Genomic DNA, 24,015 nt, shown 5'->3' with positions numbered 1-24,015 from the left:
GTGCTAAGTCTGAAAGTACGACCGATCGTGCTATCTTGTCAACATGGCGGACGATGAGATGGACCAGCGCCATAGTGCTCAGCGACGCCCTCGCGCCGACGGCGAGCGGACCCGCAGGGCAATATTGAAAACTGCCGCGTCACTGGCCACCGTAGACGGACTTGAGGGCCTCTCGATCGGCAATCTGGCCGTCGCAACGGGCATCAGCAAGAGCGGTCTCTACGCGCACTTCGGCTCGAAGCAGGAACTTCAGCTGGCCACCGTGGATGAGGCAGAGCGAATTCTCGCCGCCGAAGTCGTACAGCCGGCGCTCGAGGCCGAGCCTGGGTTGGCCCAACTGGCGGCGGTGTGCGAGGCGTTTTTCAGCTACGTGCAGCGCCACGTCTTTCCCGGCGGTTGCTTCTTCGCTGCCACGGCGCTGGAGATGGGAACCCGCCCCGGGCCGGTCAAGGATCGGGTTGCGGCCATCCAGACCAACTTTGTAGCGCTGCTTCGGGGCTTCGCAGTCACTGCGCTTGAGCGGCAACAACTTCCCGCCCACGAGGACCCCGATCGACTCGCATTCGAGCTGCACGCGATGCTGCTGGCCGCTGACACCAAATTCGTCCTGCACGACGACCCTGCAGTCCTCGACTTGGCCCGCGAGGTCGTCCGCCGAAGGCTGGGACTAGACGGCGGGCCAGAGGCCGGCGCGCGCTGACGTTACTGCTGGGGCAGCTGACGCCAGACTCGGTCGGAACGAAAGCATCGACGGTATCGCTGTGCCGCAGCGGGGAGAAGAGTAGACGTGCGGTATGAGTTTCGATCCCCAATTCGCCCGTGACACGATACTGCCCCTTATCGAGGCCGCCTACCAGGTGTTCCACCACCCCGGCGTAGACCCGCCCCTGCCGCCCGGTTACAGAAGACAGCGCTGCTCGAAGCGGACCCGACGCTGCTCGACTTCGTCGCAGACATATCGGACAGCGCCCGCTCATTCGTCCGAACGGTCGCTGGCGCCACCACAATCTTCGGCCTGGTGGGCAGGAACATTGCAACCAAGACAGCGTTCGTCGCCATCCGCGGTACCCAATCACAGAGGGAGTGGTTGCAGAACCTCGATCTGGATGCGACGCGCTACCGACCGGTCTCCCGGATTCGGCGACGTCCACATGGGATGGATGGGGCTGTACGAGAGCATGCGTGCCAATCTCGCGGCGAATCTGCCGGCCGCCTGCGCCGGCTGCGAGCATGTGATCGTCACCGGCCACAGTCTCGGTGCTGCCCTCGCGGTGCTCGCCGCGCCGGATATCGCCAAAAGCCTGTCGGTTCCCGAACCGGAGCTGACGACGTTCGGGGGCCCACGCCCCGGCCTGTACGACTTCGCGGTGCCGTTCAACCTGCTGATCGACAGCTGCTCTCGGGTGGTGAACCTGTTCGATATCGTTCCCCACCTGCCGTTGGCGTTGCCCGGGCTGCCTTATACGCACGTCGATGTGCAGATCGCCGTGGATTCGGGCGGTTCCATCGATCAAACCCACCGCCACAGCTTGGACGCTTACCGTTCCGGCCTAAATGGCCTAGTGCAAGCGCAGCCTGCCTGGGCTGCTTGAGGATTGCTCGTGCCCGCGTCCAGAAATTAGGTCGCGGGCCAAGCAGAAGCTCTCTTCAGCCGACGCACTGGGTCGAGCCAGGTACTGCAGACCGCCCGCGATCGCACCCGGGTGTCGAAGGCTTGATGGCCAGGCCTGGTGTGATGTCCTCCCAAAGGTCCGACATGGGCACCACCATGGTCCTCGCCGCACTTGAGATGGCCCGCTGGTAGTGCGGTAATACGTTGCGCGGCTTGACATATCATAGCGGTGCCGGCTCACAGTCCACCTCCATTCGCTACGGCGGACAACTCGCCGAGATCAGCGCGCTGCCCTCGATCGGATCCGTGGGCGAACCCAGTGGCCAGGGTTCGTTCAGGTGAAGACGAGTTGTAGCCCGTTGTGCCGGCTATGGGCCAGTCGTGTCAGGGTCTGCGGCGCCTCAGACAGTGGCACGTAGTCGGTGATGATGTGCCTGGCGATGTCCCTGCCATGGGCGGTCAGAAGCGCCAAAGTCTCAGTGCTGAGGCGTTCGCGGTCCCACAGATGGCTGGTTCCGCGTGGCACCCGCCCGATCTGAGCGCAGCGCAGGCTCAGTCCGTTGTGGTGAAACTGTTCCCCGAGTCGGACTTCCTCGCTCCCGCCTGGGTAGAACGCGAGGTCGATGACCGTACCTTGGGGGCGCACTATGCGAAGAGCCAGAGCCAATGCACTTGCCTGACCGCGACATTGGAATACCACGTCGGCTCCGCGGTCCCCGGCCCCGTGACGCCAACGGCTCTTCAGTATGACGGCTGGGTCGACATCGTGAGGATCAACCACCTCCAGGCCGAGGTCGGCCGCGACTTGGCGGCGTGCCGGGGTCGGCTCGACCAGCGCTACTGATTCTGCGCCGTGTAAGCGGGCGAACAGCGCAGTGAGCAGACCCACGACGCCGGCCCCGGTGATGGCGATGCGGCGACCACGCACGCCGTCGGCGAGACTGCGCAAATCGGTGCCGTGTATATCGGCGGCGGCGTGCAACAGAGCGTTCGCGCAGATCGGTCCCATGTGTGCCGCGTAGATGCCCAGCACTGGCTCGAGTGAGGTCGGTAGCTTGACGAATCGGTCGGTCAGCGCGTCGGCGCGATAGGCGCTGCGGTGGCCGTAGGTCATGGCGAGGAGGTCGCCCGGCCGGACGGCAGGTGTCGCACTTTCCGTGACCCGCCCCACCTGCATGTAGCCGAATTTGTCGATCGGATAGCCCACGTCTGGGGTGCCCGGCATGAACAGGCCTAGCTCGGGATCCCATCTGCGGTGCAGGGCGGGGTTCGTGCCCTTCACCCAACTGAGGTCGGTCCCGGTCGAGAACCCACTGAACACGGTCTCGACGTCGAATTGCCCATCCTGCACGGGCTGCGGCGGTGGTTCATCGCGTAGCGTGACGACGCCGCGACGCTCGACCACGACGGTGAAGGCCCGGTCAGTCATCGAGCCTCACAGGACGGTTGTGCGCAGCGGAATCCGCTATGGCGCAGGCCAGTTGGTGGGTCCGCAGTGCTTCGTCGTAGTCCACCAGAATCCCGCCGCGAGCCGCCCCGTTGCCGATGACGCCGCTGATGAATGCGCGATCCGCGGCTCGCTTGGCATCGTCGGGTTGCAGGCTGCGCTGCACCGTTTCTTCGACCGTCCGCGAGATGACCCCGTAACGTCGCGGTGCAGGAGAGGCCCCCTCTGGCTGATGTCCGTGCCGTTGCCGACGTGCTCACCGCCGCTCCTGGCGCCTTCGCGTGGCCGCTCGAGAAGCAGCGGCCATGACCCCGACGGTGTTGATCAATGCCGGACCGTGGCCGACGGTTCCGCCGGACGGCTACGGCGGAATCGAGAACATCATCGCCACGCTGATTCCGGAGCTACGCCGACGCGGCGTTCGTGTCATCCTTGCCACCGTCGGGCAGAGCGCCATCGACGTCGACGAGAAGATTCACGTGTTCGACGAGCCGCAGTTCGCCCCCCTCGCCGAGCCGTACAACGACGTTGTCGGTGTGTCGCGCAGCGGCGCACCTGCAACGCATCGTCGCCGAGTTGCGACACCGCTCGGACATCGACCTGGTCCACGACCACATGGAGGTTCTCGGCCCCACCATGCTCGCGGCCATGGGAGCCGATCGGCCGGCGGTGCTCCACACTCTGCACTGGGACCTGGCGAAGCACCGGGCTTTCTACCGCCGATTCGGCAACTACGATCGCTTTCACGTCAACGGTGTCTCCGATGCGCAACTGCAGCGCGCGCCCGACGGGCTTCGTCACCACATTCGCGGGCATGTCCATCTGGCCACCCCGCTCGCACACCACGCCACACGTCGGCTTGCCCCAGCCAAGAATGACCATCTGGTCCTCGTCGCGCGAATCAACCGGAGAAAGGGCCAGCACATCGCTGCGCGCCTTGCGCAGCAGTTCGGCTGGGAGCTGGTGCTGGCCGGACCAATCGGGCCTTTCACCACGCCGGAGCAGCTCAGCGCCGATCCGAATGCCGATCGATATGCCGATGTCAGGTATTTGGCGCGAAACGGTTGCCCCGCACGTTGACGGTGACCGGGTGCGGTGGAGCGGGAATGTGACCGGCCACCAGCGCGACCATCTTGTCGCGACCGCGCGGGCGACACTGTTTCCGGTGTGCTGGGACGAACCGGGCGGCACGGCAGTGATCGAATCGCTGGCCCTGGGCACACCTGTCGTCGGCTATCGCCGCGGTTGTCTTCCCGAACTCATCGAACCCGGCACGGGATCACTCGCCGACTTCGGCGACGAAGCCGCATTGGCTCGGTTGATCGCCCGATGTCGACGAGCTTGATCCCGCCCAATGCCGCGCAACGGCAGAGCGCCGGTTCACTCCGAGTGTCATGGCCGCGACTTATCTCGAGCTCTACGACCAATGCATTACGGGCTCGATAGCGGAGCCACGAACGAAGGCCTACGCATACCCCTGGACTCGACCTACAGCCAGCTAGCACACCACTCGGGCACCTACGGTTCGGGCGCGGTACGCCCACAGATAGATTGATGGGGGACGGCGTCTAGTCTGACGCGGGCTGAAGGCTCCCGGACGGTCGCCGGATGGCAGTACGGCTCGCGGACTGACGACGGGAAGGCGGCCAGCGACGTGATGGTCGCCTGCACCGGTATCCCGGCGTTCGCGCCCTCCTATGGCCCGGTGGACGGTAAATGCCGTTACACGCTCGGCCTGTCGGACACCGCGGCGGCACGTAACCGACACGGTTGACACGGCATGTCCATACGTGACGGGCAGGTGCACCTCCACCTGTGCGACGGCAACGTCTCGACCGACGAATACCTGGTTCCGGGCTGCGGTACCCATGCCCACTGTGTAGTTTGCGAAACGCCGGCCGCCGGCGACTTTTCCTGCCACGGGACCTTCGACCACCTCGGGTGCGCAGGCGGCAAGAGACGCGAGGGCTCGGCTCGAGAAATAGCTGCGATTCGCTCGTGCGCGCCTGCTGCGCTGAGAGAATGGCGGTAGACCCCCGGACTCGGCGACGTTGAATTGCCGAGTAGGTGTGTTTCCGAGCTCTAGAATGACCACGGGAATCGGGGGCGACTCTTGGTCGATTGGGGGGATCTGCACGTGTCGCAGGCGGAGGATCCGAAGCCAACCGGCGACATATCCCATCCCATCGAGGACATCCCGTCGGCGGTGCCGGACAAGGCCCCCGCCACCGGGCGTCAGAGCGTATGGAATTACCTGGTCTTCGTGCTGAGCAAGAGTTCGACGCTCATCATGACGGTCATCGTCGCGCGCCTGTTGACGCCCGCCGATTTCGGCGTCTTCGCCATGGCATTGTTGGTTACCAACCTCTTTGACTACATGAAGGATCTCGGCGTTGGTCTGGCGCTGGTTCAGCGTCCCGGTAACTGGAATCGATTCGCGCCAACAGGTTTGACGCTGACGGTGATCACCGGCGTAGGCGTCGGTGCAATCCTCGCGGCCATCGCACCCTTGGGCGCCGCGACGCTGCACCAACCGAGCCTGACGCCGCTGATACAGGTACTGGCGATTGGACTGGTCATTTCGGCGCTTGGTGTGTTCCCCGACGCTCGATTGCGTCGCGACCTCGAATTCCGCCGACGACTGTGGCCCCAGTTTCTGGGTGCCATGGTCAAAGCTGGGCTGACCATCGCGTTAGCCGCGGCGGGACTAGGTGTGTGGAGCCTCGTTTACGGCCAGCTCGTGGGTACCGTCGTCACTACGCTGCTTTATTGGTTGGTTGCCCGCGTTCCGGTGAAATTCGGGTTCAACCGGCACGAAGCCCGAGATCTCATTAGATTCGGAACTTCACTCAGTGCGGTCACATTGCTGGCTTACGCGATGTTCAACACGGACTACTTGTTCATTGGAATGCGACTGGGAGACATCCAACTCGGCCTGTACACGCTCGCGTATCGGCTCCCCGAGCTCCTGATACTGAACCTGTGCATCGTCATCAGCGAAGTGCTTGTCAGTTCGCTGTCGCGGCTGCAGCATTCTCGCCAACTGCTGAATGAGCACTACCTAGAGGTGACGACAGTGGCGATGGCATTGACAGCACCGATGAGCATCGCCCTAGCCGCCGCGGCGCCCCCGGTGATCGACACGATGTACGGGCCCGCATACGCCGCTGCCGCACCGGCGCTGGCGGTGTTGTCGTTGTACGTCCTGTTCATGTCCATGACGCATCATTCCGGCGACATGTTCAAGGCCATCGGGCGACCAGGCATCATTGTTTTCCTCGAAACCGGAAGGCTGGCCCTACTGGTTCCAGCGGTGTGGTGGGCGGCCGGGCACAGCATCGTCATGGTGGCGCTGGCGCTGGTGCTTGTGGAGACAGCTCCATTCATCGCAAATGCGGTGCTCCTGCGAAGGGTGGCCGACATTTCTTACCGAGCCAATTTGAAATCGGTGCTGAAACCGATGCCGGCTGCAATGACCATGGGCGCCGTCATATGGGGGGGAGGGCAGCTGCTGATCTCGCTGCCTTCGATAGCGATACTCGTCATCACGGTCTTGGCGGGGTTGGTGGCGTACGTCGTAATGCTCTGGCTGACCGCTCGAGACCTTTTCGACATGGGCTTGGCTGCCTTCCGATCCGTGCGGGGCCGCGGTACCGAGTCATCACCGGCCGACGAGCCCGTGGGACTGGAGGTCACACCGCCGGAGGACTCGGGACCGAAGATCTGAGACCCGCGCGCAGGAAGACCAGCAACCACGGGATCCTGCCGTTCACCGTCGGACAGCGTGGCTGCCGATTAACGTAGGCAAACATGCGTGTCGCGCTCGTCGGTCTGGGTTACATCGCTGAGCATCACTATGAAGCGGTCCGCAAGGCCGGCGCCGACGAGATAATCGGGTGCGACGTGAACCCGGCTGTGGCCGAAGCGTTCGCGTCGCGTCCAGGCGTCGTGGCGGTCGTCAACGACCTTGACGATTTGGTGGCACTCAAGCCTGACGTGGCACACGTGCTCACCCCGCCCAACGTCCACTTCGTCGTGGCCCGGCCGCTCCTGGCGGCCGGCATCGACGTTCTGATCGAGAAGCCGATGTGCGACCTCTCGTCGGACGCACGGAGCCTCGTCTCACAGGCCGATGAGAGCGGCGCTTTGCTGGGAACAGGTCACAACTTCCTCTTCTACCCGGTCTGGGAAAAGCTCAAATCGGCTGTCGACGTCGGCGCGATCGGCGCCCTGCGCTCGATCGATGTGTGGTGGCGACAGCCGTACCCGCCACTGCGTGCCAACAACACACAGCCCTGGGCGATGCGCGCGTCGCGCAACATTCTCTTCGAAGTCGCCCCCCACCTGTTCGCGAGTGCGCTCGACCTCGTGCCGTCGGTCGACGTCGCGCACGTAACGCCATCACGGCCACAGGATCTGCCCAACGGCGTGCGCTTCTTCCGGCAATGGGACATTCTGGGCAAATCCGGGGACGTTTCGGTGCGGTTCGATCTCTCCCTCGAAGAGGCGTACAGCGAGTTTCTCGTCCACGTCCGCGGGTCCACGGGTTCAGTGGTGGTCGACTTCGTCCACAACACCGTCATATTGAATTCTCAATCGTTCGCGGCGGATTACGTCGAACTCGCCGAGCAAGGCCTTCACTCGGCGAGTGCGTACGCTCGGGGAGCGGTCGGCACGATGGTCGACTCCGTGGTCGGAAAGTTCGGTTCGAAGAAGTTCGGCCCTCCCTACGAGCGGAGCATTGAACGGGCGGTCGCCCAGTTCGCCGCCGACCGGGGGCAGGCGCGAGCGCTCGACCGGCGCCTCGGTTCTGATTTGGCATTGCGCGTCGTCCGTTTGGGCGAGGACATTGCGGAAGCTGCCCGGCTTCCCGAGACCCCGCAACCGACGGAGGCCAGCCAGGTACAGGTCGCAGGTCCGGCACCCGATCCGACACAACCGCGCGCATTGGTGATCGGCGGTACGGGGTTCATCGGCACGGCTTTGGTACGTCGTCTCGCAGCAAAGGGTGTGTACACCCGGGTCGTCGCCCGCCGCCCAGGGGCGGCACAATCGCGGTTTGCAGACCTTCCCAGCGTCGATGTGGTCGATGGGGATCTAGAACGGCCAGACGAGCTGCAGCGGTACCTAGCTGATGTCGATGTCGTGTATCACCTGGCTAAATCCCTCCACGACACGTGGGAGGCCACGCTTCGCCATGAGGTGGAACCGACGAAGCGATTCATCGATCTCTGTGCGGACGCGGGCATCGGTCGATTCGTATATGCGTCGTCGATTGCGATCTTTGATGCGGGCGATGCTTCGCGAACGATAACCGAGGCAACGCCGGCAAGTCCGGGAGTGGTCGCGTCGTCAATCTATGCGCGGGCGAAGGCTGAGATCGAGTCGTATCTGCTCGAACGCCACCGCTTAGCCGGGTTCCCCGCCGTCATCATCCGACCGGCCATTGTGCTTGGTGTCGGTCAAGATCCTTCCCACGCTGGGATTGCCTCGTGGCCGCATCCGAACGTGGCACTCCATTGGGGCAGTGGGCGCAACAAACTCCCCATTGTGCTCGTCGATGACGTTGCCGACGGCTTCGCCAAGTCCCTCGATCAACCAGGGATCGAGGGACGCTGCTTCAACCTGTCGAGCCCCGCGTGCATCACAGCCGAGGAGTATCTGGATGAAGTCGCGCGGGCGTCCGCAACGCCGATTCTCCGGAAACCGCAATCACTCCGATCGCTGTACGCGTCACAGGTGGCGAAGTGGTTGGTGAAGAAGGCAATTGGCAGGAAGGAGTCGTTTCCGAGGTGGGCGGATTCCAGCGGTCGTAGCTTCGCCTCGCCGTTCGACTGTTCACTTACCGAGGCCGCGCTCGACTGGCATCCTGAGTCCGACCGGACTGTGTTGTTGTCCCGGGGCGTCACACAGCCTGCCAAAGCGCTCATCCGGTGATCTGGACCTGCTTGCGGAATCGCTGCCGTTCGCTCGTGCGCATCTGCGCCGACACGCATACGAACTCGCAGATGACAGGATGTCTGGCCTGACTGGCTCCACCCTTTTCGCCAACGCCGTGAAACTGACCGCGGTGGGCGCCGCCTGTATGACGCTGTGCTGAAACAACATGACGACCGACCAGAAGGTGTATGGCGCGGCGAATTAGGCGGTGTGCGCCAATGCGGCCCGAACGTGACATAGCGTCGATGTGCAGCGATCGCGGTATCCGGAAACTTGGTATGGGGCTCGATGCCCCCCGATGCGCGTGGGCATCGCGGTGCGCTCGTCGCGTGGCCTGGTCGGGCGGCGGTGACGCTCGGCGATCCGGAACACGGCCACAGCGTCGGCCAGGCGGCGGTACTGGACCCGAAGCGGGAGGCACACGTGGAGCCGATGACGGGAATCGAACCCGCGTATTCAGCTTGGGAAGCTGATGTTCTGCCATTGAACTACATCGGCCTGTTCGAACGAGAAGGCTAACACGTGCCGACCCGCCGCCGAGTGTGCGTCCAGGGCGGAGATCCGGCCCTCAGACTCAATCGGTCGTTGCAGCACCTGATTCGTAAGGGGTGTTGTTCGATGGGGTTTCGCAAGCAGGGCAGCAAAGAGGTGCCCGGGCCGGCACGCGAGGTGTTTCTGGAGGCGTTGAGGTCGGGGTTGTCGCAGTCGGCGGCGGCGACGGTGGCCGGGGTGTCCCATCAGACGGGCTGTCAGTGGGCCGGTGCCGCCGGGATCGCTGCCGATAACCGGCATCACGGGCTGCGGTATTCGGCGGCGGCGCGCGCGGTGTTCTGGGCGGCGATGCATTCCGGGGGATCGACAACTGAGGCGGCCCTGCTGGCCGGCGTGTCGGAGAACGCCGCGCTGCGCTGGGTCAAACAGGCTGGGTACGTGCCCAGAACCCCCGTGCTTGCCGTGGTCGAACCCGACCGATCGCAGCGCCCGCGCGCGCCGTTGGCGTTCACCGAACGCTGCCGGCTCGAGGAGTTGCTCGAGACCGGTTACACCCCCGAACGGGCGGCCGGGCTGCTGCAGCGTCATCGCGACACGATCGGTCGCGAGCTCGTCCGCGGGCGACCGGCTCGGGGTATCGGGCCCGGGTCGGCCAGGACGTCGCCGAGCAGAAACGCACACGACCCAAACCACGGCGGCTGGAGTCGCGGCCTGCGTTATTGGCAGAGGTTCTGCAAGGCTTGGAGCACAAGCACAGCCCCGAGCAGATCGCGGGCCGGCTGCGCCAGGACTTCCCCGACGATCCGGAGATGTGGGTGTCACACGAAACGATCTACCAAGCCCTCTACGTCCAACCCCGCGGCGAGTTGGCCCGGCTGGTCAAGACCGCGCTGCGCACCGGTCGGGTGCGACGAAACCACACGGCCGCAACACCGCTGACGGCCGAGGCAAGATCCGCGACATGATCAACATCAGCGAGCGGCCCGCTGAGGCCGCCGACCGCGCGATCCCGGGCCACTGGGAGGGGGACCTGATCCTGGGCAGTACCGCCTCAGGCTCGGCGATCGGCACCCTGGTCGAGCGCACCACCGGCTTCGTGGTGCTGCTGCACCTGCCCGATGACCGCACCGCGGCCACCCTGGCCGAGGCGATGGCGGTCAAGATTCCCGACATTCCCGAGATCCTGCGCCGCTCGTTGACCTGGGATCAAGGCAGCGAAATGGCGCTACACACCAAGATCACCGAAGCCACCGGACTACCGATCTACTTCTGTGACCCGCACAGCCCCTGGCAGCGCGGCACCAATGAGAACACCAACGGACTGCTGCGCCAGTACTTCCCCAAAGGCACTGACCTGTCGTTTTACGGGCCCGGATGGCTTGACCAGGTCGCCGCCGAACTCAACGCGCGACCCCGCAAACGCCTCGGCTGGCGGACCCCCGCCGAAGAACTCGACCGACTACTCTCAGACCCGTCCACATTCGCTGCAGCGACCGCCTGAATTCAAGGCCCGCGGGCCACCCTGAGCGCACAGTCGGAGCGAGGTCGGACGCCCTGAGCCCGACGCCGCCGTTACGCTCGTCCCGTGCTGCTCTCCGACCGCGACATTCGGGCCGAGATCGACGCCGGCCGGCTCGGCATCGACCCGTTCGACGACGGTCTGATTCAGCCGTCCAGCGTCGACGTCCGCCTCGACACCCTGTTCCGGGTGTTCAACAACACCCGCTACACCCACATCGACCCCGCGCAGCGCCAGGACGACCTCACCACGCTGGTCGAGCCCAAGGAGGGGGAGCCCTTCGTCCTGCACCCGGGCGAGTTCGTTCTGGGGGCGACGCTGGAACGCTGCTCGCTGCCCGACGACCTGGCCGGCCGGCTCGAAGGCAAGTCCTCCCTCGGCCGCCTCGGCCTGCTCACCCACTCGACGGCCGGGTTCATCGACCCGGGATTCACCGGTCACATCACCCTCGAACTGTCCAACGTCGCGAACCTGCCGATCACGCTGTGGCCTGGCATGAAGATCGGACAGCTGTGCCTGCTGCGCCTGACCAGCCCGGCCGAGCACCCCTACGGGAGCGACAAGGCGGGCTCCAAGTACCAGGGCCAGCGCGGTCCCACGCCGTCGCGGTCCTATCAGAACTTCCTCCAATCCAGCTGATCTGGGAATCGACACAGCCGCCGCCTAGCCATGGCTAGTAATGTCATAAGTATTGGTGCGACCAGCCCTGCCGCGACCGCGTTCAGCTAACAGCGACCGATGTAACGCACTGGCTGTTCGTGCCGATGAAGTACTAGTTGTCGGCTCGCAGCGCGCAGGTGAGCAGGGACGACCACCAGGCTGCAGCAAACTTTTGGAGGGGTGGAGTGGACATCGTACTGGGTGTGTCGATGACACCTACGACGGTCCGCATGGTGCTGGTCGAAGGCGAAAACGCGGACGGTGTCACCGTCGACCACGACGTCTTCAACGTCGCGTCCGTCGACGGTTCGGCAAACGTCGCCGAGCAGGTCGTCGCCGCGATCCAGGGCACCAAGGAGAGCGCGGAGACCGGCGGGCATCACCTGAAATCTATCGGTGTGACGTGGAGCGACCACACCGAGGCATCGGCGCTCCGGGATGCGCTCACCGCGCACGGCATCGACGACGTCATGCTCGTGGCCGAAAGCCACGCCGCCGCGTCGCTGGCGCAGGCAGTCGGGCGCGCGGTCGGGTACGACACCACCGCGCTTCTGTTCGTCGACCGCGACACCGCGACGCTGTCGGTGGTCCGCACCGACGACGGCTCGGTGGTCAAGGTGCTCAGCCGCACGCTGCACAGCGCCGACGCGATGGCGGTGCTCACCGAGATGGCCGCCGCGGTCGCCGCCCAGGACGCACCCCCGCAGGGCCTGTTCGTCGTCGGCTCCGGGGTCGACGTCAGCTCGGTCAAGGCCCACCTCGAGCATCTCGTCGCCCTGCCGGTCAACGCGCCCGACGACGCCGAACTGGCGCTGGCGCGCGGCGCGGCCCTCGCCTCCGCCGCCGCTCCCGCCTTCGAGGCCACCACCGTCGGCCTGGCGTACTCGCAGGATCCGGACGGCGCCACCGCGGGCTCTCTCTACGCTGGCCTCGCCGGCGCGGACACCCAGCTGGCAGCGGTCGAAGCCGACGAGGTCGTCGACGAGTTCGCACCGACGGAGATGCGCGAGATCGAGGAGGGACGCAAGCCCTTCCTGCTCGTCGGTAGTGCACTGACCTCGGTGTTCGTGATCGGCGTTGTGGCACTCGTCCTTTCGCTCGCGGTCAGCATCCGGCCGACGGTGGACTCCCGGCCGAGCCCCGCCCAGGCCGTGATCGCGCCGAGCAGCCAGGCGCCCGCCCCGAAGCCGATCGAGCAGGCCGCGCAGGTGCCGCCCCCTCCGGCGCCGTCGGCGGAGACCATCAAACCGCCCGTGCCCGTCGCGGTGCAGCAGACACCGCAGCAGGCGCCGCGCACCGTGTACGTCGAGCAGGCCCCCGCCCCGGCGCCCGCAGCGCCGGCCCCCGCGCCTGCGGCACCGGCACCGGCTCCCGCCCCCGCTGCACCCGCTCCTGTGGTCGCGCCCCCGGTCGTGGTGCCGCCGCCGGTGATCGTGGTGCCGCGGCGTCAATGGCCGGTGTGGACGCAGCCGAAGCCGGCGTGGACGTGGCCGAGTAAGCCGCAGGCGCCCGAGCCTGAAGAGCCGGAGACTCCTCCGTGGAACCCGCCGGTCACGCAGGTGCCCCAAGTTCCGCAGACCCCGCAGTGGCCTGGCTCGGGCAGCGGGTCCGGCAGCGGGTCGAACTCCTCCGGTCGCGGTGACAGCGACTACGGCCGCGGCTCAGGCGGATTCGGTGATTCCGACTCGTCGCGCGGCAGCAGCGGATCGTCGGGCGGCAACAACTGCTTCCTGATCTTCTGCGCGCCCGGCGGCGGTCGCGGCTAGCCAACCGCGCTGATCGTCGCCTCGCAGATCGGCAGGTTCACCGGCAGCAGGTGCGACTCGGTGGTGTTGGGTGCCGTGACGACCAGCGTGCCGGTCCGTCCGCAGGGTTGACCGGTGGTGGTGTCGACCGCCGAGGCCTGCACGTCGGCTCTGGCCGCCTCGCGCGGTTGCAGCTCCAAGTGGGGCGCGGAGTTGGCGGGCCGACGCGCCACGTGGACCAGAAGCCCGCCCGCGGCGGTCACCAGATCGGCGCCCGGAAAGCTCACCAGCGCACAGGCGTTCGGCGAGATGTTCGTAAACGTCACGGTCGCCTGGCGCGTCGTGTCGGTCTCCGACACCGGCCCCGCGCTGACGTCGAGATCGGCGTTGCCGCACGCGAGTGGGACGGCCGGTTCGGACCCGGTGGCTGAAGGCGTCGACGGCTGGGACGTGGGTGCGGGCGTGGTCGGCGACGGCTCCGGCGCCGAACTCGACAAGGGGGCGGGGCCCGCGACCGGCTGATCGTCGCCGTCGGAGCCGCACCCGGCGAGCAGGACCGCCAGCGCGGTAGCCGTCACCGTGGCGCGGAGCAGAGGTGTGGTCGTCACCCGTTCAGTACAGGCCACCGGCACGGCTACCGATCCCACAATCGCCGAGCGTGCATGCACGGTCGTGCGCCGCCGCAAGTCACAACCGTGGCTGCACGCTCGCGGTAGCAGCTGCACGCGCGTTCGTCACCTGTCGTTGGCCTGACGGCCAGTGTCGCGTCGCAGTCACCTCACCCTGGTTGCATAGAGAGGCGGTATGCGATGCACCGTCTTCGGCACGGGATACCTCGGAGCCACCCACGCGGTCGGCATGGCCGAGCTGGGCCACGAGGTGATCGGCGTCGACATCGATCCGGGCAAGATCGCCAAGCTCGCCGCCGGCGACGTTCCGTTCTACGAACCCGGGCTGGCAGAGATGTTGCAGCGCAACCTCGAGACCGGCCGGCTGCGGTTCACCACCGATTACGCCGAGGCAGCCGACTTCGCCGACGTGCACTTCCTCGGCGTCGGGACGCCGCAGAAGAAAGGCGATTACGGCGCCGATCTGCGGCACGTCTACGCGGTGATCGACGCGCTCGTCCCGCGACTCACCCGGCCCGCGCTCATCGTCGGCAAGTCCACGGTGCCCGTCGGCACCGCAACCGACCTCGCGGCGCGGGCGGCTGCCCTCGCCCCGCAGGACGTCACCGTGGAAGTCGCGTGGAACCCCGAGTTCCTGCGCGAGGGCTTCGCGGTGCACGACACCCTGCACCCGGACCGGATTGTCGTTGGTGTGCAACGCGATTCGCAGCTGGCCGAGGCGGCCGTACGTGCGCTCTATGCGCCGCTGCTCGACGCCGGCGTGCCGTTTCTGCTGACCGACCTGCAGACCGCGGAGCTGGTCAAGGTCTCGGCGAACGCGTTCCTGGCCACCAAGATCTCGTTCATCAACGCGATCTCCGAGGTGTGCGAGGCCGTCGACGCCGACGTGACGACGCTGGCGGACGCACTCGGGTACGACGCGCGCATCGGCCGAAGATTCCTCAACGCGGGCTTGGGATTCGGGGGCGGCTGCCTGCCGAAGGACATCCGGGCGTTCATGGCCCGCGCGGGTGAGCTCGGCGCCAACCATGCGCTGACGTTCTTGCGCGAGGTCGACAGCATCAACATGCGCCGCCGCACCCGGATGGTCGAACTCACCACCCGGGCCTGCGGCGGCTCCCTGCTGGGCGCGAACGTCGGCGTCCTCGGCGCGGCGTTCAAGCCGGAATCCGACGACGTGCGCGACTCGCCGGCGCTGAACGTCGCCGGCCTGCTGCAGCTCAACGGTGCCACGGTCAACGTCTACGACCCCAAGGCGATGGAGAACTCCCGCCGGCTGTTCCCGACGCTGAACTACTCGACGTCGGCCGCCGAGGCCTGCGAACGGGCCGACGCGGTGCTGGTGCTGACCGAATGGGCCGAGTTCGTCGACATGGATCCCGACGCTCTGTCCTCCACGGTGCGAACCAAAGTCATTGTGGACGGCCGCAATTGCCTCGACGTCGAGCGGTGGCGGCAGGCGGGCTGGCGGGTCTACGCGCTGGGCCGTAGCGTCGGAACCTGACCGTCTACGCGCTGAACCTGTTCGACGTCGTCGACCGCGACGAGTACCGCGCCTATTCGAAGCGCTCACCGCAAGAGGTCGCCGGAGCTGGCCGACCTGCAGCCCCACCGGGAGAACGGCGCGTCGTCCTATATCTGGCATCTGTTCGATCGGTTGGACGATCTGCGGCCGCTGCTTAAGCTCGAGTGATGGACCGCATGCGGCACCGGATCCGCTGGCTCGCCCTGCACGGCATCGTGCGCACGTTGTCGGCGGTGGGCACCCGGCGCGGCGGAGACCCGCAGGCCCGGCTGATCGCCGACCCGGCGGTGCGCGCCGACCCCGCGGCGTTCGCCGACGAACTGCGGGTGCGCGGGCCGGTGGTGCGCTGCCGCGCGGTGTACATGACGTTCGACCACGCCGTCGCCAACGAGATCCTGCGTTCCGACGACTTCCGCGTCTCCGCGCTGGGCGCCGGCCTCCCCACGCCGCTGCGCTGGATCAACGAGAAGACCGACCCCGGCCTCCTGCACCCCATCGAGCCGCCGTCGCTGCTGTCGATCGAGCCGCCCGACCACACGCGGTGCCGAAAGCTGGTGTCCTCGGTGTTCACCACCCGCGCGGTCAACGGGCTGCGCGACAGGGTGCAGCACACCGCCGACGAGCTGCTCGATCAGTTGGAGAACCGGTCCGGCGTGGTCGATGTGGTGGCCGAATACTGTTCGCAGCTGCCGGTCGCGGTGATCAGCGACATCCTCGGCGTGCCCGAGTCCGACCGGCAGCAGATCCTGCGCTTCGGCGAGCTCGCTGCGCCCAGCCTCGACATCGGGTTGTCCTGGCGGCAGTACCAGCAGGTGCACGAGGGGATCGCGGGCTTCAACGCCTGGTTGGGGGAGCACCTCGAGTACCTGCGACGCAACCCCGGCGATGACCTGATGAGCCAGCTCATCCAGGCCAGTCACGCGTCTGAGGAGAACGCGCGGCTGTCCGAGCGCGAACTGCAGGCCACCGCCGGTCTGGTGCTGGCCGCCGGTTTCGAGACCACGGTGAACCTGCTGGGCAACGGCATCAGGATGCTGCTCGACGCCCCCGAGCAACTAGAGACGCTCGCCGCCCGGCCCGAGCTCTGGCCCGGTGCGGTCGAGGAGATCCTGCGGCTGGACTCGCCGGTGCAGCTGAGCGCACGCCTGGCCCGTCGTGACGTCGAGATCGCCGGCACCCGCATCGGACGGAGCGAGCTCGTGGTGATCCACCTGGCCGGGGCCAACCGCGATCCGCAGGTGTTCACCGATCCGCACCGCTTCGACATCGAACGCGACAACGCGGGCAAGCATCTGTCGTTCTCCGGCGGGCGGCACTTCTGCCTGGGTGCCGCGCTTGCGCGCGCCGAGGGCGAGGTGGGATTGCGGACCTTCTTCGAGCGCTATCCCGGCGCCCGGCTGGCCGGCGAGGGCCATCGGCGGGACACCCGCGTGCTGCGCGGCTGGTCAACATTGCCGATCACGCTTGGGACCGCGCGCGCCGCGCTAGCGTGAACTCGTGGACTTCCGAGCAGCTCTGCTCGAGCAGACTCGAGCATTCGGCGACCTGATCCGAACGGGAGACCCGGCGACTCCCGTGCCGACGTGTGGAGACTGGACCCTCAAACAGTTGTTCCGCCATGTCGGACGCGGAAACCGTTGGGCCGCACAGATCATCCTCGAACGGCGCAATCAGCCGCTCGACCCGCGCGACGTCCGGGACGGTAAACCGCCCGACGATCCCGACGCCGCAGCGGACTGGCTCTATCAGGGCGCCCAGCTGATCAGCGATGCGATCGACCGCGTCGGTGCCGAGACCCGGGTGTGGACGCTCGTCGGCCCCCGGCCGGCGGGCTGGTGGATCCGGCGACGGCTGCACGAGGCGACCGTGCACCGCGCCGACGCCGCACTGGCGCTGGGCGTTCCATACGAGCTGTCGGCGGACCTGGCCGCCGACGCGCTGAGCGAGTGGATCGACCGCGTCTCGATGGACAGGCGGCACGCGCCGGCGCTCGAGCGGGGCCGTTCCATCCACCTACATGCCACTGATCCCGAACTGGGCCCGACCGGCGAGTGGATGATCGTGCACGATGAGGAAGGCCTGTGGTGGTCGCATGATCACGGCAAGGGCAGCGTCGCGCTGCGGGGCCCGGCCAGGGATCTGCTGCTGGCGATGGTCCGGCGCACCACCGTGGCCGATGCTGACATCGAGGTGCACGGTGACACCGCGGTCTGGGACGGGTGGCTGGACCGCACGCCGTTCTGAGGGCGTAGCTTTCGATCATGACCACTTCGGAGATGGCCACCGTTCTCGCCTGGCACGACGCGCTCAACGCCGGCGACGTCGACACCCTGCTCTCGCTGTCCAGTGACGACATCGAGATCGGTGACGCGCACGGCGCCGCGCAGGGCCACGAGGCGCTGCGGGCATGGGCGCAGGGGCTCGGCCGCACGATCGAGCCGGGCCGCATCTATGTGCACGACGGGGTGGTGGTGGTCGAAGAGAAGACCGTCTCGGCCGCCGGGGAAGCCGGGTCGGCCGCCTCGGCGGCTTCTGCTTTTCGTGTGGTCCACGATCACGTGACGTCGGTGTTCCGGCATGACGATCTGGTCGCCGCGTTGGCGGCCACCGAGTTGACCGAAGCCGATCTGACCGGCTGATGCGCGGCATCATCCTCGCCGGCGGTTCGGGTACCCGGCTGTACCCGATCACGATGGGCGCGAGCAAGCAGCTGCTGCCCGTCTACGACAAGCCGCTGATCTACTACCCGCTGTCCACGCTGATGATGGCGGGCATCCGGGACATCGCGGTGGTCACCACCGGCCACGACGCCCCGGCGTTCCGCCGCCTGCTCGGTGACGGTTCGGACTTCGGCATCAACCTCACCTACGCCGTGCAGGACCAACCCGACGGTCTGGCGCAGGCCTTCGTGATCTGCGCCGACCACATCGGCAGCGACTCCGTCGCGCTTGTGTTGGGCGACAACGTCTTCTACGGGCCGGGCCTGGGAACGAGCCTGCGCAGGTTCCAAACCGTCAGTGGCGGGGCTATTTTCGCGTACTGGGTGGCCGACCCGTCGGCCTACGGCGTGGTCGAGTTCGCCGAGGACGGCACGGCACTGTCGCTGGAGGAGAAGCCCGCCGCGCCGAAATCGCACTATGCGGTGCCCGGCCTCTACTTCTACGACAACGACGTCGTCGACATCGCCCGATCGCTGCGCAAGTCGGCGCGCGGCGAGTACGAGATCACCGAGATCAACCAGAGGTATCTGGAGCAGGGCCGGCTCAGCGTCGAGGTGCTCGCCCGCGGCACCGCGTGGCTGGACACCGGGACCTTCGATTCGCTGCTGGACGCCAGCGATTACGTGCGCACGATCGAACGTCGTCAGGGTCTGAAGATCAGTGTCCCCGAGGAAGTGGCGTGGCGGGTCGGCTTCATCGACGACGACGAACTCGCTGCCCGCGCACACAAACTGCTCAAGTCCGGCTACGGCGCGTATCTGCTCGAGCTGCTGCAGCGTTGAGCCGGTTCGGGGGACGGAGGGCTGGACGATCCCCGTTTAAGCGAGCCCGGCCAGCACCTTGTCCAGCGTGACCGGAAGGTCGCGGACACGCACCCCGCAGGCGTGGTAGACGGCGTTGACCACGGCCGCGGCCGAACCGACGATGCCGATCTCGCCGGCACCACGGGAACCCATCGGGTTGGCGTGCTCGTCGGGCTCGTCGAGCCAGATCCCCTCGACGTCGGCGACGTCGGCGTGGGCGCTGATGTGATAGGTGGCCAGGTCCTGGGTGACCACATGGCCGAACCGCGGATCGCGCACGCTCTCCTCGTGCAGCGCCATCGACAGGCCCATCGTCATTCCGCCGATCAACTGAGAACGCAAGGTGCGTGGGTTGATCGCCCGGCCCACGTCGAAGACACCCAGCATGCGGGGTACCCGGATCTCGCCGGTGTCGGCGTTGACGTGCGCCTCGACGAAGTGGGCCCCGAACGACTGCAGTGTCAGCCGCTCGGCATCGGGGTTCGCCGGCGCCTCGGCCACCGCCGAGGCGCCCACCGTCGGCGGAGCACCGTGATCACGCCGAAGCTGTTGTGCCGCAGCAACGATCGCACGGCCCCAGGAGTTGATACCCGAGGATCCGCCCGCCACCGATGCGTCGGGCAGCGCGCTGTCACCGATGCGCAGCTCGACCGCGTCGACGTCGCAATCCAATGCGTCCGCGGCGATCTGCGTCAAGGTCGTCCACGTGCCGGTGCCGATGTCGGCCGCGCCGATCTCGACCAGATAGTGGCCCTCGCGGTCATAGGTGACGCGCGCGGTGTTGCCCGGCATCTGCATTGCCGGGTATGTCGCCGACGCGACCCCCACCCCGCGATACCACTCGCCGTCCCGGTGCCGTCCGGCGCCCCGCTCCCACGACGACCACCCGAAGCGCTCGGCGCCCAGCTGCAGGCACTCGACGAGGTGCCGGCCCGACCACGGATTGCCGGTCTCCGGGTCGACCGCGGGGTCGTTGCGGATCCGAAGCTCGACCGGGTCGACGCCGCACGCCACCGCGAGCTCGTCCATCGCGACTTCGGCGGCGTAGGTGCCGGGACATTCGCCGGGGGCACGCATCCAGAACGGTACGGGCACGTCGAGCGCGGCCAGCCGGTGCGACGTGCGCCGGTTGGGGGCCGCATACATCTTTCGGGACGTCACCGCGGTCTGCTCGGCGAACTCCTTGACGGCCGAGGTCTGTTCGATGACCTCGTGACTGATGGCGGTGAGCCGGCCGTCGGTGCCGGCTCCCAGCCGGACACGCTGGATCGTCGGAGTGCGGTAGCCGACGAGGGAGAACATCTGCTGGCGGGTCAGTGCCAGCTTGACCGGGCGGCCGCCGGCACGCTGGGCGGCGAGCAGCACCAGGACGTTGTGGGCGTGAGGCGCGCCCTTCGAGCCGAATCCGCCGCCGACGTGCGGCGCGACGACGCGTAGCTGATCGACCTCGAGCCCGAAAACCGGTGCCAGCGCTTTGCGTACGGCGTGCACGCCCTGGGTGGCGTCGTACATCGTCACCTCGGGGCGGCCCTCGCGGACGCTCCACTGCGCGATGCACGCATGCGGTTCCATCGGGTTGTTGTGCTCGATCTGCGTCTCGTAGGTCTGGTCGACGGTCACGTCGGCCGCGGCCAGGGCGGCGTCGACATCGCCGTCATCGGAGTCCGGAGGATACGAGGGGTTCACCGATTCCGGCGTGTACAGCCCCGGATGGTCGGCTGTGAGCTCGGCGTCGTGGGGTTCTGCGACGTATTCCGGCACCACCAGAGCCGCTGCCTCCCGGGCGATCTCGGCGGTCTCGGCCACCACGGCTCCGATCAGCTGGCCGCGGAAGCGGACCTGTGCGTCCTGCAGGATCGCCAGTTCGCCGTCGGACGCGTCGGCCAGCTCCGGCGCGTCGAAGACGGTCAGCACGTCGAGCACGCCGTCGATCGCCCGCGCCGCGCCGGTGTCCATCCTGGTGATCCGCCCGCGGGCGATGGTGGCCTGGATCGGATGCAGATACGCCGGCCCGTCCACGGGGTGTTCGAAGGCGTAGGGCGCCGTTCCGGTGACCTTGGCCCGGCCGTCGCGACGGGCGACGGATGCGCCGATGGCGTTCGGCTGGAGCAGAGACGTCATCGCCGGCCCCGCTCTGTCAGCTTGCGCAGTTGGGCGACGAGGGTGCGGCGGGTGAGCGCGATCTTGAACTCGTTGCCGGGCAACGGCTGCGCATCGGCGAGTTCGACGTCGGCGGCCGCGGCGAAGACGTCGGCGGACGGTACGCCACCGGTCAGGATCTGTTCGGCACGCCTTGCGCGCCAGGGCTTGTGCGCGACACCGCCCAAAGCGATGCGCGCAGTGGCGATCTCGTCACCGTCGAAGCTCAGCTCCGCCGCGACCGACACCAACGCAAACGCATAGGAGGCGCGGTCGCGCACCTTGCGGTAGTCGGACACCGCACCCGGTGGTGGCGGCGGAAGTTCGACCGCGGTGATCAATTCGCCGTGATGCAGCACCGTATCCCGGTGCGGTTCGTCGCCGGGCAGTCGATGGAATTCCGTCGCCGGGATCCGGCGCTCACCGTCCACGCCTTCGACGAGAACTTCGGCGTCCAGCGCACTCATCGCGACCGCCATGTCGGATGGGTGCGTGGCCAGACACTCGGCCGAGGCGCCAAGGATGGCGTGATAGCGGACGTATCCGCCCACGGCCGAGCACCCGGAGCCGGGGACGCGCTTGTTGCACGGCGTGGTGACATCCTGGAAGTAGACACATCGTGTGCGCTGCAACAGATTTCCGGCTGTGGTTGCGGCGTTGCGCAACTGGCCCGACGCCGCGGAGAGCATGGCCCGCGACAGGACCGGGTACCGCGAGCGGATCAGCGGATGCGCCGCCAGGTCGCTGTTGCGCACGTTGGCGCCGATTCGCACGCCGCCGTCGTCGGTGGCGGCGATGTCGTCCAGCGCGAGCCGGCTCACATCGACGAGCAGATCCGGTTCGGCGACACCGAGTTTCATGTGGTCGACCAGGTTCGTGCCGCCTGCCAGATACGCCGCACCGGGATGGCCGTTCAGCGTGGCCACCGCGTCGGCAGGACTGGTCGCGACGTGATAGGCGAACGGCTTCACTGCCCGGCCGCCTTGCCGATCGCCGCGACGATGTTCGGGTAGGCCGCGCATCGGCAGAGGTTGCCGCTCATCCGTTCCCGGATCTCGTCGTCGGTCAGTGCCGGTGTGCCGTCCAGGTCCTCGGTGACGAAGCTCGGCGCGCCCGACTTCACCTCGTCCAACATGCCTACGGCAGAACAGATCTGGCCCGGGGTGCAGTAGCCGCACTGGAAGCTGTCCTCGTCGTGGAACGCCTGTGCGACGGGATGCAGTTGGTCGCCGGCGCCTAGGCCGGCGGCCGTGGTGATGTGGGCGCCGTCGGCGGCGACGGCGAACGTCAGGCAGCTGGTGACCCGGCGGCCGTCGGCGAGGACGGTGCAGGAGCCGCACTGGCCGTGGTCGCAGCCCTTCTTCGGCGCGGTCACCGCCAATCGCTCGCGCAGCGCGTCCAGCAGGGTGACGCGGTTGTCCAGTGTCACCGTGTGCTGCTGACCGTCGACGTACAACGTCACCGTGGAGGTGTGGCTCACCGCGCCCGGTTACCCGGCGCGCCGTGGGTGAAACGTTCGTTCAGTCCGCCGCGCGCTGCGGCGTCGCGAGCACCGCCGCGATGCCGGTGGTCAGCGGCACCGACAACGCCAAAGCGATACCACCGACCGCTGACCGGGCGATCTCGATGGCCACACTCTCGCTGGTCAGCACGTCGCCCAGCGGCCGGTTCGCGACGCTGAACAACAGCAGCAGCGGCAGCGCGCTACCGGCGTAGGCCAGCACCAGCGTGTAGACGGTGCTTGCGATGTGGTCACGGCCCACCCGCATCGCGCCCACGAAGATCGCCCGCCGGCCCGCCGGCTCCAGTTCGGCGAGCTCGAACACCGCCGAGGCCTGGGTGATCGTGACGTCGTTGAGCACACCCAGCGAGCCGATGATGAAGCCGGCCAGCAGCAGCCCGGTGATCGACACGTTGCCCAGATACGCCGCCACCTCGTTGTTCTGGTCCTCCGACAGCCCGGTCAGGTGGGCGAATTCGATTGCCGCCCAGGACAGCAACGCCGCCACCAGCAGCGAGGTCAACGTGCCGAGCAGCGCGGCACTGGTACGCAGGCTCACACCGTGGGCGAGGTAGATCACCGCGAACAGGATGGCGGCGGAGGCGACGAGCGCGACCGGGACGGCGGGGGCGCCGTCGCGCAAGGCGGGCAGCAGGAACACGACGAGCACGCCGAACGCGATCACGATGCCGACCATCGCGCGCAGCCCCCGCCATCTCGCGACCGCCACGATCACCACCGCGAACACCGCCGCCAAGACGGTCAGCGGCCACGTCCGCTCGTAGTCGTAGAACGCGTAACTCGTGGTGCCGACGTCGTCGACCTGCCTGCTGATCCTGATGTCGTCGCCGACGGCCAGATGCGGTTGCCCGGGGCCGCCACTGAACTCGAGCAACGTCGTCGCACCCTGATTCGGCCCCGAGTCGATCGCCACCACCGTCCGCACGCACTGGGCGCCCTCACCGACCGCAGGCACGGGATCGGCGGTGAGCACCGCCCCGGCCGACGGACTGCCGCATGTCGCGGTGCTGCTCGACACGACGTGACCGGCCTCGGTGGTGACGGCGCCGCCCGCGGCGTTCTGGAACGGCAGCGGGATGTCGGCCTTCTGCCCGCTGGGCCACAGCACCACCGCGCCGATGGCCACCGCCACCGCGCAGGCGGCCAGGATCGCGACGACGATCTTCGCGGCCAGCGGCCCGAGCGGCGACGGTCCGCTCAGCGAATGCGAGTGTGAGTGGGAGTGCGCCACCCGGACAGAGTAGGCGGTCGGGCAGTCAGCG

20 protein-coding genes, 1 tRNA gene and 3 pseudogenes are annotated in these 24,015 nt (G+C 67.3%); 16 read left to right on the top strand and 8 right to left on the bottom strand.

The window, feature by feature from the left end:
* Positions 1 to 43: 43 nt before the first annotated feature.
* The 3 genes and pseudogenes from G6N45_RS02450 to G6N45_RS27975 all read left to right on the top strand — a co-directional run.
* Positions 44 to 700, top strand: a complete 657-nt coding sequence (locus tag G6N45_RS02450) for a TetR/AcrR family transcriptional regulator (RefSeq protein WP_246228851.1) — start codon at positions 44 to 46, stop codon at positions 698 to 700.
* A 94-nt stretch (positions 701 to 794) separates the two neighbouring features.
* Positions 795 to 1,592 (top strand): lipase family protein, encoded by a 798-nt coding sequence (locus G6N45_RS28290; RefSeq protein WP_322790465.1) that lies wholly within the window; start codon positions 795 to 797, stop codon positions 1,590 to 1,592.
* Positions 1,593 to 1,750: 158 nt separating this feature from the next.
* A pseudogene (locus tag G6N45_RS27975) lies at positions 1,751 to 1,927 on the top strand (IS3 family transposase); the annotation flags it as partial.
* A gap of 19 nt (positions 1,928 to 1,946) precedes the next feature.
* Here G6N45_RS27975 and G6N45_RS02440 read toward each other — a convergent pair.
* Positions 1,947 to 3,041: a zinc-dependent alcohol dehydrogenase gene (locus tag G6N45_RS02440; protein WP_163720261.1), complete on the bottom strand. Its 1,095-nt coding sequence runs from the start codon at positions 3,039 to 3,041 to the stop codon at positions 1,947 to 1,949.
* Positions 3,034 to 3,225 carry a hypothetical protein gene (locus G6N45_RS02435; RefSeq protein WP_163720260.1) on the bottom strand — a complete coding sequence of 64 codons (192 nt, stop codon included), beginning with the start codon at positions 3,223 to 3,225 and terminating at the stop codon, positions 3,034 to 3,036. The genes G6N45_RS02440 and G6N45_RS02435 overlap by 8 nt, the downstream gene beginning before the upstream one ends.
* Before the next feature lie 368 nt (positions 3,226 to 3,593).
* Between G6N45_RS02435 and G6N45_RS27970 the strand changes: the two genes are divergently transcribed.
* The 4 genes from G6N45_RS27970 (at position 3,594) to G6N45_RS02420 (ending at position 8,996) form a co-directional block, all read left to right on the top strand.
* The gene (locus G6N45_RS27970; protein ID WP_246228849.1) at positions 3,594 to 4,139 is read left to right on the top strand and encodes a glycosyltransferase family protein; all 546 of its coding nucleotides are present in this window, start codon (positions 3,594 to 3,596) and stop codon (positions 4,137 to 4,139) included.
* 10 nt (positions 4,140 to 4,149) lie between these two features.
* Positions 4,150 to 4,404: a glycosyltransferase gene (locus tag G6N45_RS27965; RefSeq protein WP_246228848.1), complete on the top strand. Its 255-nt coding sequence runs from the start codon at positions 4,150 to 4,152 to the stop codon at positions 4,402 to 4,404.
* A gap of 792 nt (positions 4,405 to 5,196) precedes the next feature.
* Positions 5,197 to 6,786 (top strand): lipopolysaccharide biosynthesis protein, encoded by a 1,590-nt coding sequence (locus G6N45_RS02425; RefSeq protein WP_246228847.1) that lies wholly within the window; start codon positions 5,197 to 5,199, stop codon positions 6,784 to 6,786.
* Between the two features lie 83 nt (positions 6,787 to 6,869).
* Positions 6,870 to 8,996 (top strand): NAD-dependent epimerase/dehydratase family protein, encoded by a 2,127-nt coding sequence (locus tag G6N45_RS02420; RefSeq protein WP_163720259.1) that lies wholly within the window; start codon positions 6,870 to 6,872, stop codon positions 8,994 to 8,996.
* A gap of 427 nt (positions 8,997 to 9,423) precedes the next feature.
* Here the strand turns inward: G6N45_RS02420 and G6N45_RS02415 are convergent.
* Positions 9,424 to 9,497, bottom strand: a tRNA-Gly gene (locus tag G6N45_RS02415).
* 342 nt (positions 9,498 to 9,839) lie between these two features.
* Here G6N45_RS02415 and G6N45_RS02410 point away from each other — a divergent pair.
* The 3 genes and pseudogenes from G6N45_RS02410 (at position 9,840) to G6N45_RS02400 (ending at position 13,436) form a co-directional block, all read left to right on the top strand.
* Positions 9,840 to 10,992, top strand: a pseudogene (locus G6N45_RS02410) (IS30 family transposase).
* Between the two features lie 84 nt (positions 10,993 to 11,076).
* On the top strand, positions 11,077 to 11,649 hold the full coding sequence (gene dcd / locus G6N45_RS02405; protein ID WP_163720258.1) for a dCTP deaminase: 573 nt from the start codon (positions 11,077 to 11,079) through the stop codon (positions 11,647 to 11,649).
* A gap of 206 nt (positions 11,650 to 11,855) precedes the next feature.
* Complete coding sequence (locus G6N45_RS02400) at positions 11,856 to 13,436, top strand: DUF7159 family protein (protein WP_163720257.1); 1,581 nt, start codon at positions 11,856 to 11,858, stop codon at positions 13,434 to 13,436.
* Here the strand turns inward: G6N45_RS02400 and G6N45_RS02395 are convergent.
* Entirely contained in the window at positions 13,433 to 14,023 is a 591-nt protein-coding gene (locus G6N45_RS02395) for a DUF4232 domain-containing protein (RefSeq protein WP_163720256.1), read from the bottom strand. The genes G6N45_RS02400 and G6N45_RS02395 overlap by 4 nt on opposite strands.
* 196 nt (positions 14,024 to 14,219) lie before the next feature.
* On the opposite strand from G6N45_RS02395, the gene G6N45_RS02390 reads away from it, so the two are divergent.
* The 6 genes and pseudogenes from G6N45_RS02390 (at position 14,220) to rfbA (ending at position 19,071) form a co-directional block, all read left to right on the top strand.
* Positions 14,220 to 15,548, top strand: a complete 1,329-nt coding sequence (locus G6N45_RS02390) for a UDP-glucose dehydrogenase family protein (RefSeq protein ID WP_163720255.1) — start codon at positions 14,220 to 14,222, stop codon at positions 15,546 to 15,548.
* Positions 15,545 to 15,737: pseudogene (locus G6N45_RS27960) on the top strand (hypothetical protein). Before G6N45_RS02390 ends, G6N45_RS27960 begins: the two are co-directional and overlap by 4 nt.
* A gap of 8 nt (positions 15,738 to 15,745) precedes the next feature.
* Positions 15,746 to 17,062: a cytochrome P450 gene (locus tag G6N45_RS02380; RefSeq protein WP_163727631.1), complete on the top strand. Its 1,317-nt coding sequence runs from the start codon at positions 15,746 to 15,748 to the stop codon at positions 17,060 to 17,062.
* Positions 17,063 to 17,066: 4 nt separating this feature from the next.
* Positions 17,067 to 17,813, top strand: coding sequence for a maleylpyruvate isomerase family mycothiol-dependent enzyme (locus G6N45_RS02375; protein ID WP_163720254.1), 747 nt, complete (start codon positions 17,067 to 17,069; stop codon positions 17,811 to 17,813).
* Between the two features lie 17 nt (positions 17,814 to 17,830).
* Positions 17,831 to 18,208: a nuclear transport factor 2 family protein gene (locus G6N45_RS02370; RefSeq protein ID WP_163720253.1), complete on the top strand. Its 378-nt coding sequence runs from the start codon at positions 17,831 to 17,833 to the stop codon at positions 18,206 to 18,208.
* Complete coding sequence (rfbA, locus tag G6N45_RS02365; protein WP_163720252.1) at positions 18,208 to 19,071, top strand: glucose-1-phosphate thymidylyltransferase RfbA; 864 nt, start codon at positions 18,208 to 18,210, stop codon at positions 19,069 to 19,071. The genes G6N45_RS02370 and rfbA overlap by 1 nt, the downstream gene beginning before the upstream one ends.
* Positions 19,072 to 19,107: 36 nt before the next feature.
* Here the strand turns inward: rfbA and G6N45_RS02360 are convergent, their stop codons facing one another.
* From G6N45_RS02360 to G6N45_RS02345, 4 genes are read right to left on the bottom strand one after another with little or no spacing between them, the layout of a single operon-like run.
* A complete protein-coding gene (locus tag G6N45_RS02360) occupies positions 19,108 to 21,213 on the bottom strand; it encodes a xanthine dehydrogenase family protein molybdopterin-binding subunit (protein ID WP_163720251.1) in 2,106 nt (701 codons plus the stop codon).
* A complete protein-coding gene (locus G6N45_RS02355) occupies positions 21,210 to 22,202 on the bottom strand; it encodes an FAD binding domain-containing protein (RefSeq protein ID WP_163720250.1) in 993 nt (330 codons plus the stop codon). Before G6N45_RS02355 ends, G6N45_RS02360 begins: the two co-directional genes overlap by 4 nt.
* Complete coding sequence (locus tag G6N45_RS02350) at positions 22,199 to 22,711, bottom strand: 2Fe-2S iron-sulfur cluster-binding protein (RefSeq protein WP_163720249.1); 513 nt, start codon at positions 22,709 to 22,711, stop codon at positions 22,199 to 22,201. The genes G6N45_RS02355 and G6N45_RS02350 overlap by 4 nt, the downstream gene beginning before the upstream one ends.
* A gap of 40 nt (positions 22,712 to 22,751) precedes the next feature.
* A complete protein-coding gene (locus G6N45_RS02345; RefSeq protein ID WP_163720248.1) occupies positions 22,752 to 23,984 on the bottom strand; it encodes a YibE/F family protein in 1,233 nt (410 codons plus the stop codon).
* Positions 23,985 to 24,015 lie beyond the last annotated feature (31 nt).

The organism is Mycolicibacterium psychrotolerans, from assembly GCF_010729305.1.
GTDB classification, from domain to species: Bacteria; Actinomycetota; Actinomycetes; order Mycobacteriales; family Mycobacteriaceae; genus Mycobacterium; species Mycobacterium psychrotolerans.
This window is presented reverse-complemented; position numbering and strand designations above follow the sequence as displayed.

Bases quoted from the DNA above. Each gene is read 5' to 3' on its own strand.
- G6N45_RS02450 (WP_246228851.1), top strand. From the start codon at position 44: ATGGCGGACGATGAGATGGACCAGCGCCATAGTGCTCAGCGACGCCCT.
- G6N45_RS28290 (WP_322790465.1), top strand. From the start codon at position 795: ATGAGTTTCGATCCCCAATTCGCCCGTGACACGATACTGCCCCTTATC.
- G6N45_RS02440 (WP_163720261.1), bottom strand. From the start codon at position 3,041: ATGACTGACCGGGCCTTCACCGTCGTGGTCGAGCGTCGCGGCGTCGTC.
- G6N45_RS02420 (WP_163720259.1), top strand. From the start codon at position 6,870: ATGCGTGTCGCGCTCGTCGGTCTGGGTTACATCGCTGAGCATCACTAT.
- G6N45_RS02390 (WP_163720255.1), top strand. From the start codon at position 14,220: ATGCGATGCACCGTCTTCGGCACGGGATACCTCGGAGCCACCCACGCG.
- G6N45_RS02380 (WP_163727631.1), top strand. From the start codon at position 15,746: ATGCGGCACCGGATCCGCTGGCTCGCCCTGCACGGCATCGTGCGCACG.
- G6N45_RS02370 (WP_163720253.1), top strand. From the start codon at position 17,831: ATGACCACTTCGGAGATGGCCACCGTTCTCGCCTGGCACGACGCGCTC.
- rfbA (WP_163720252.1), top strand. From the start codon at position 18,208: ATGCGCGGCATCATCCTCGCCGGCGGTTCGGGTACCCGGCTGTACCCG.
- G6N45_RS02360 (WP_163720251.1), bottom strand. From the start codon at position 21,213: ATGACGTCTCTGCTCCAGCCGAACGCCATCGGCGCATCCGTCGCCCGT.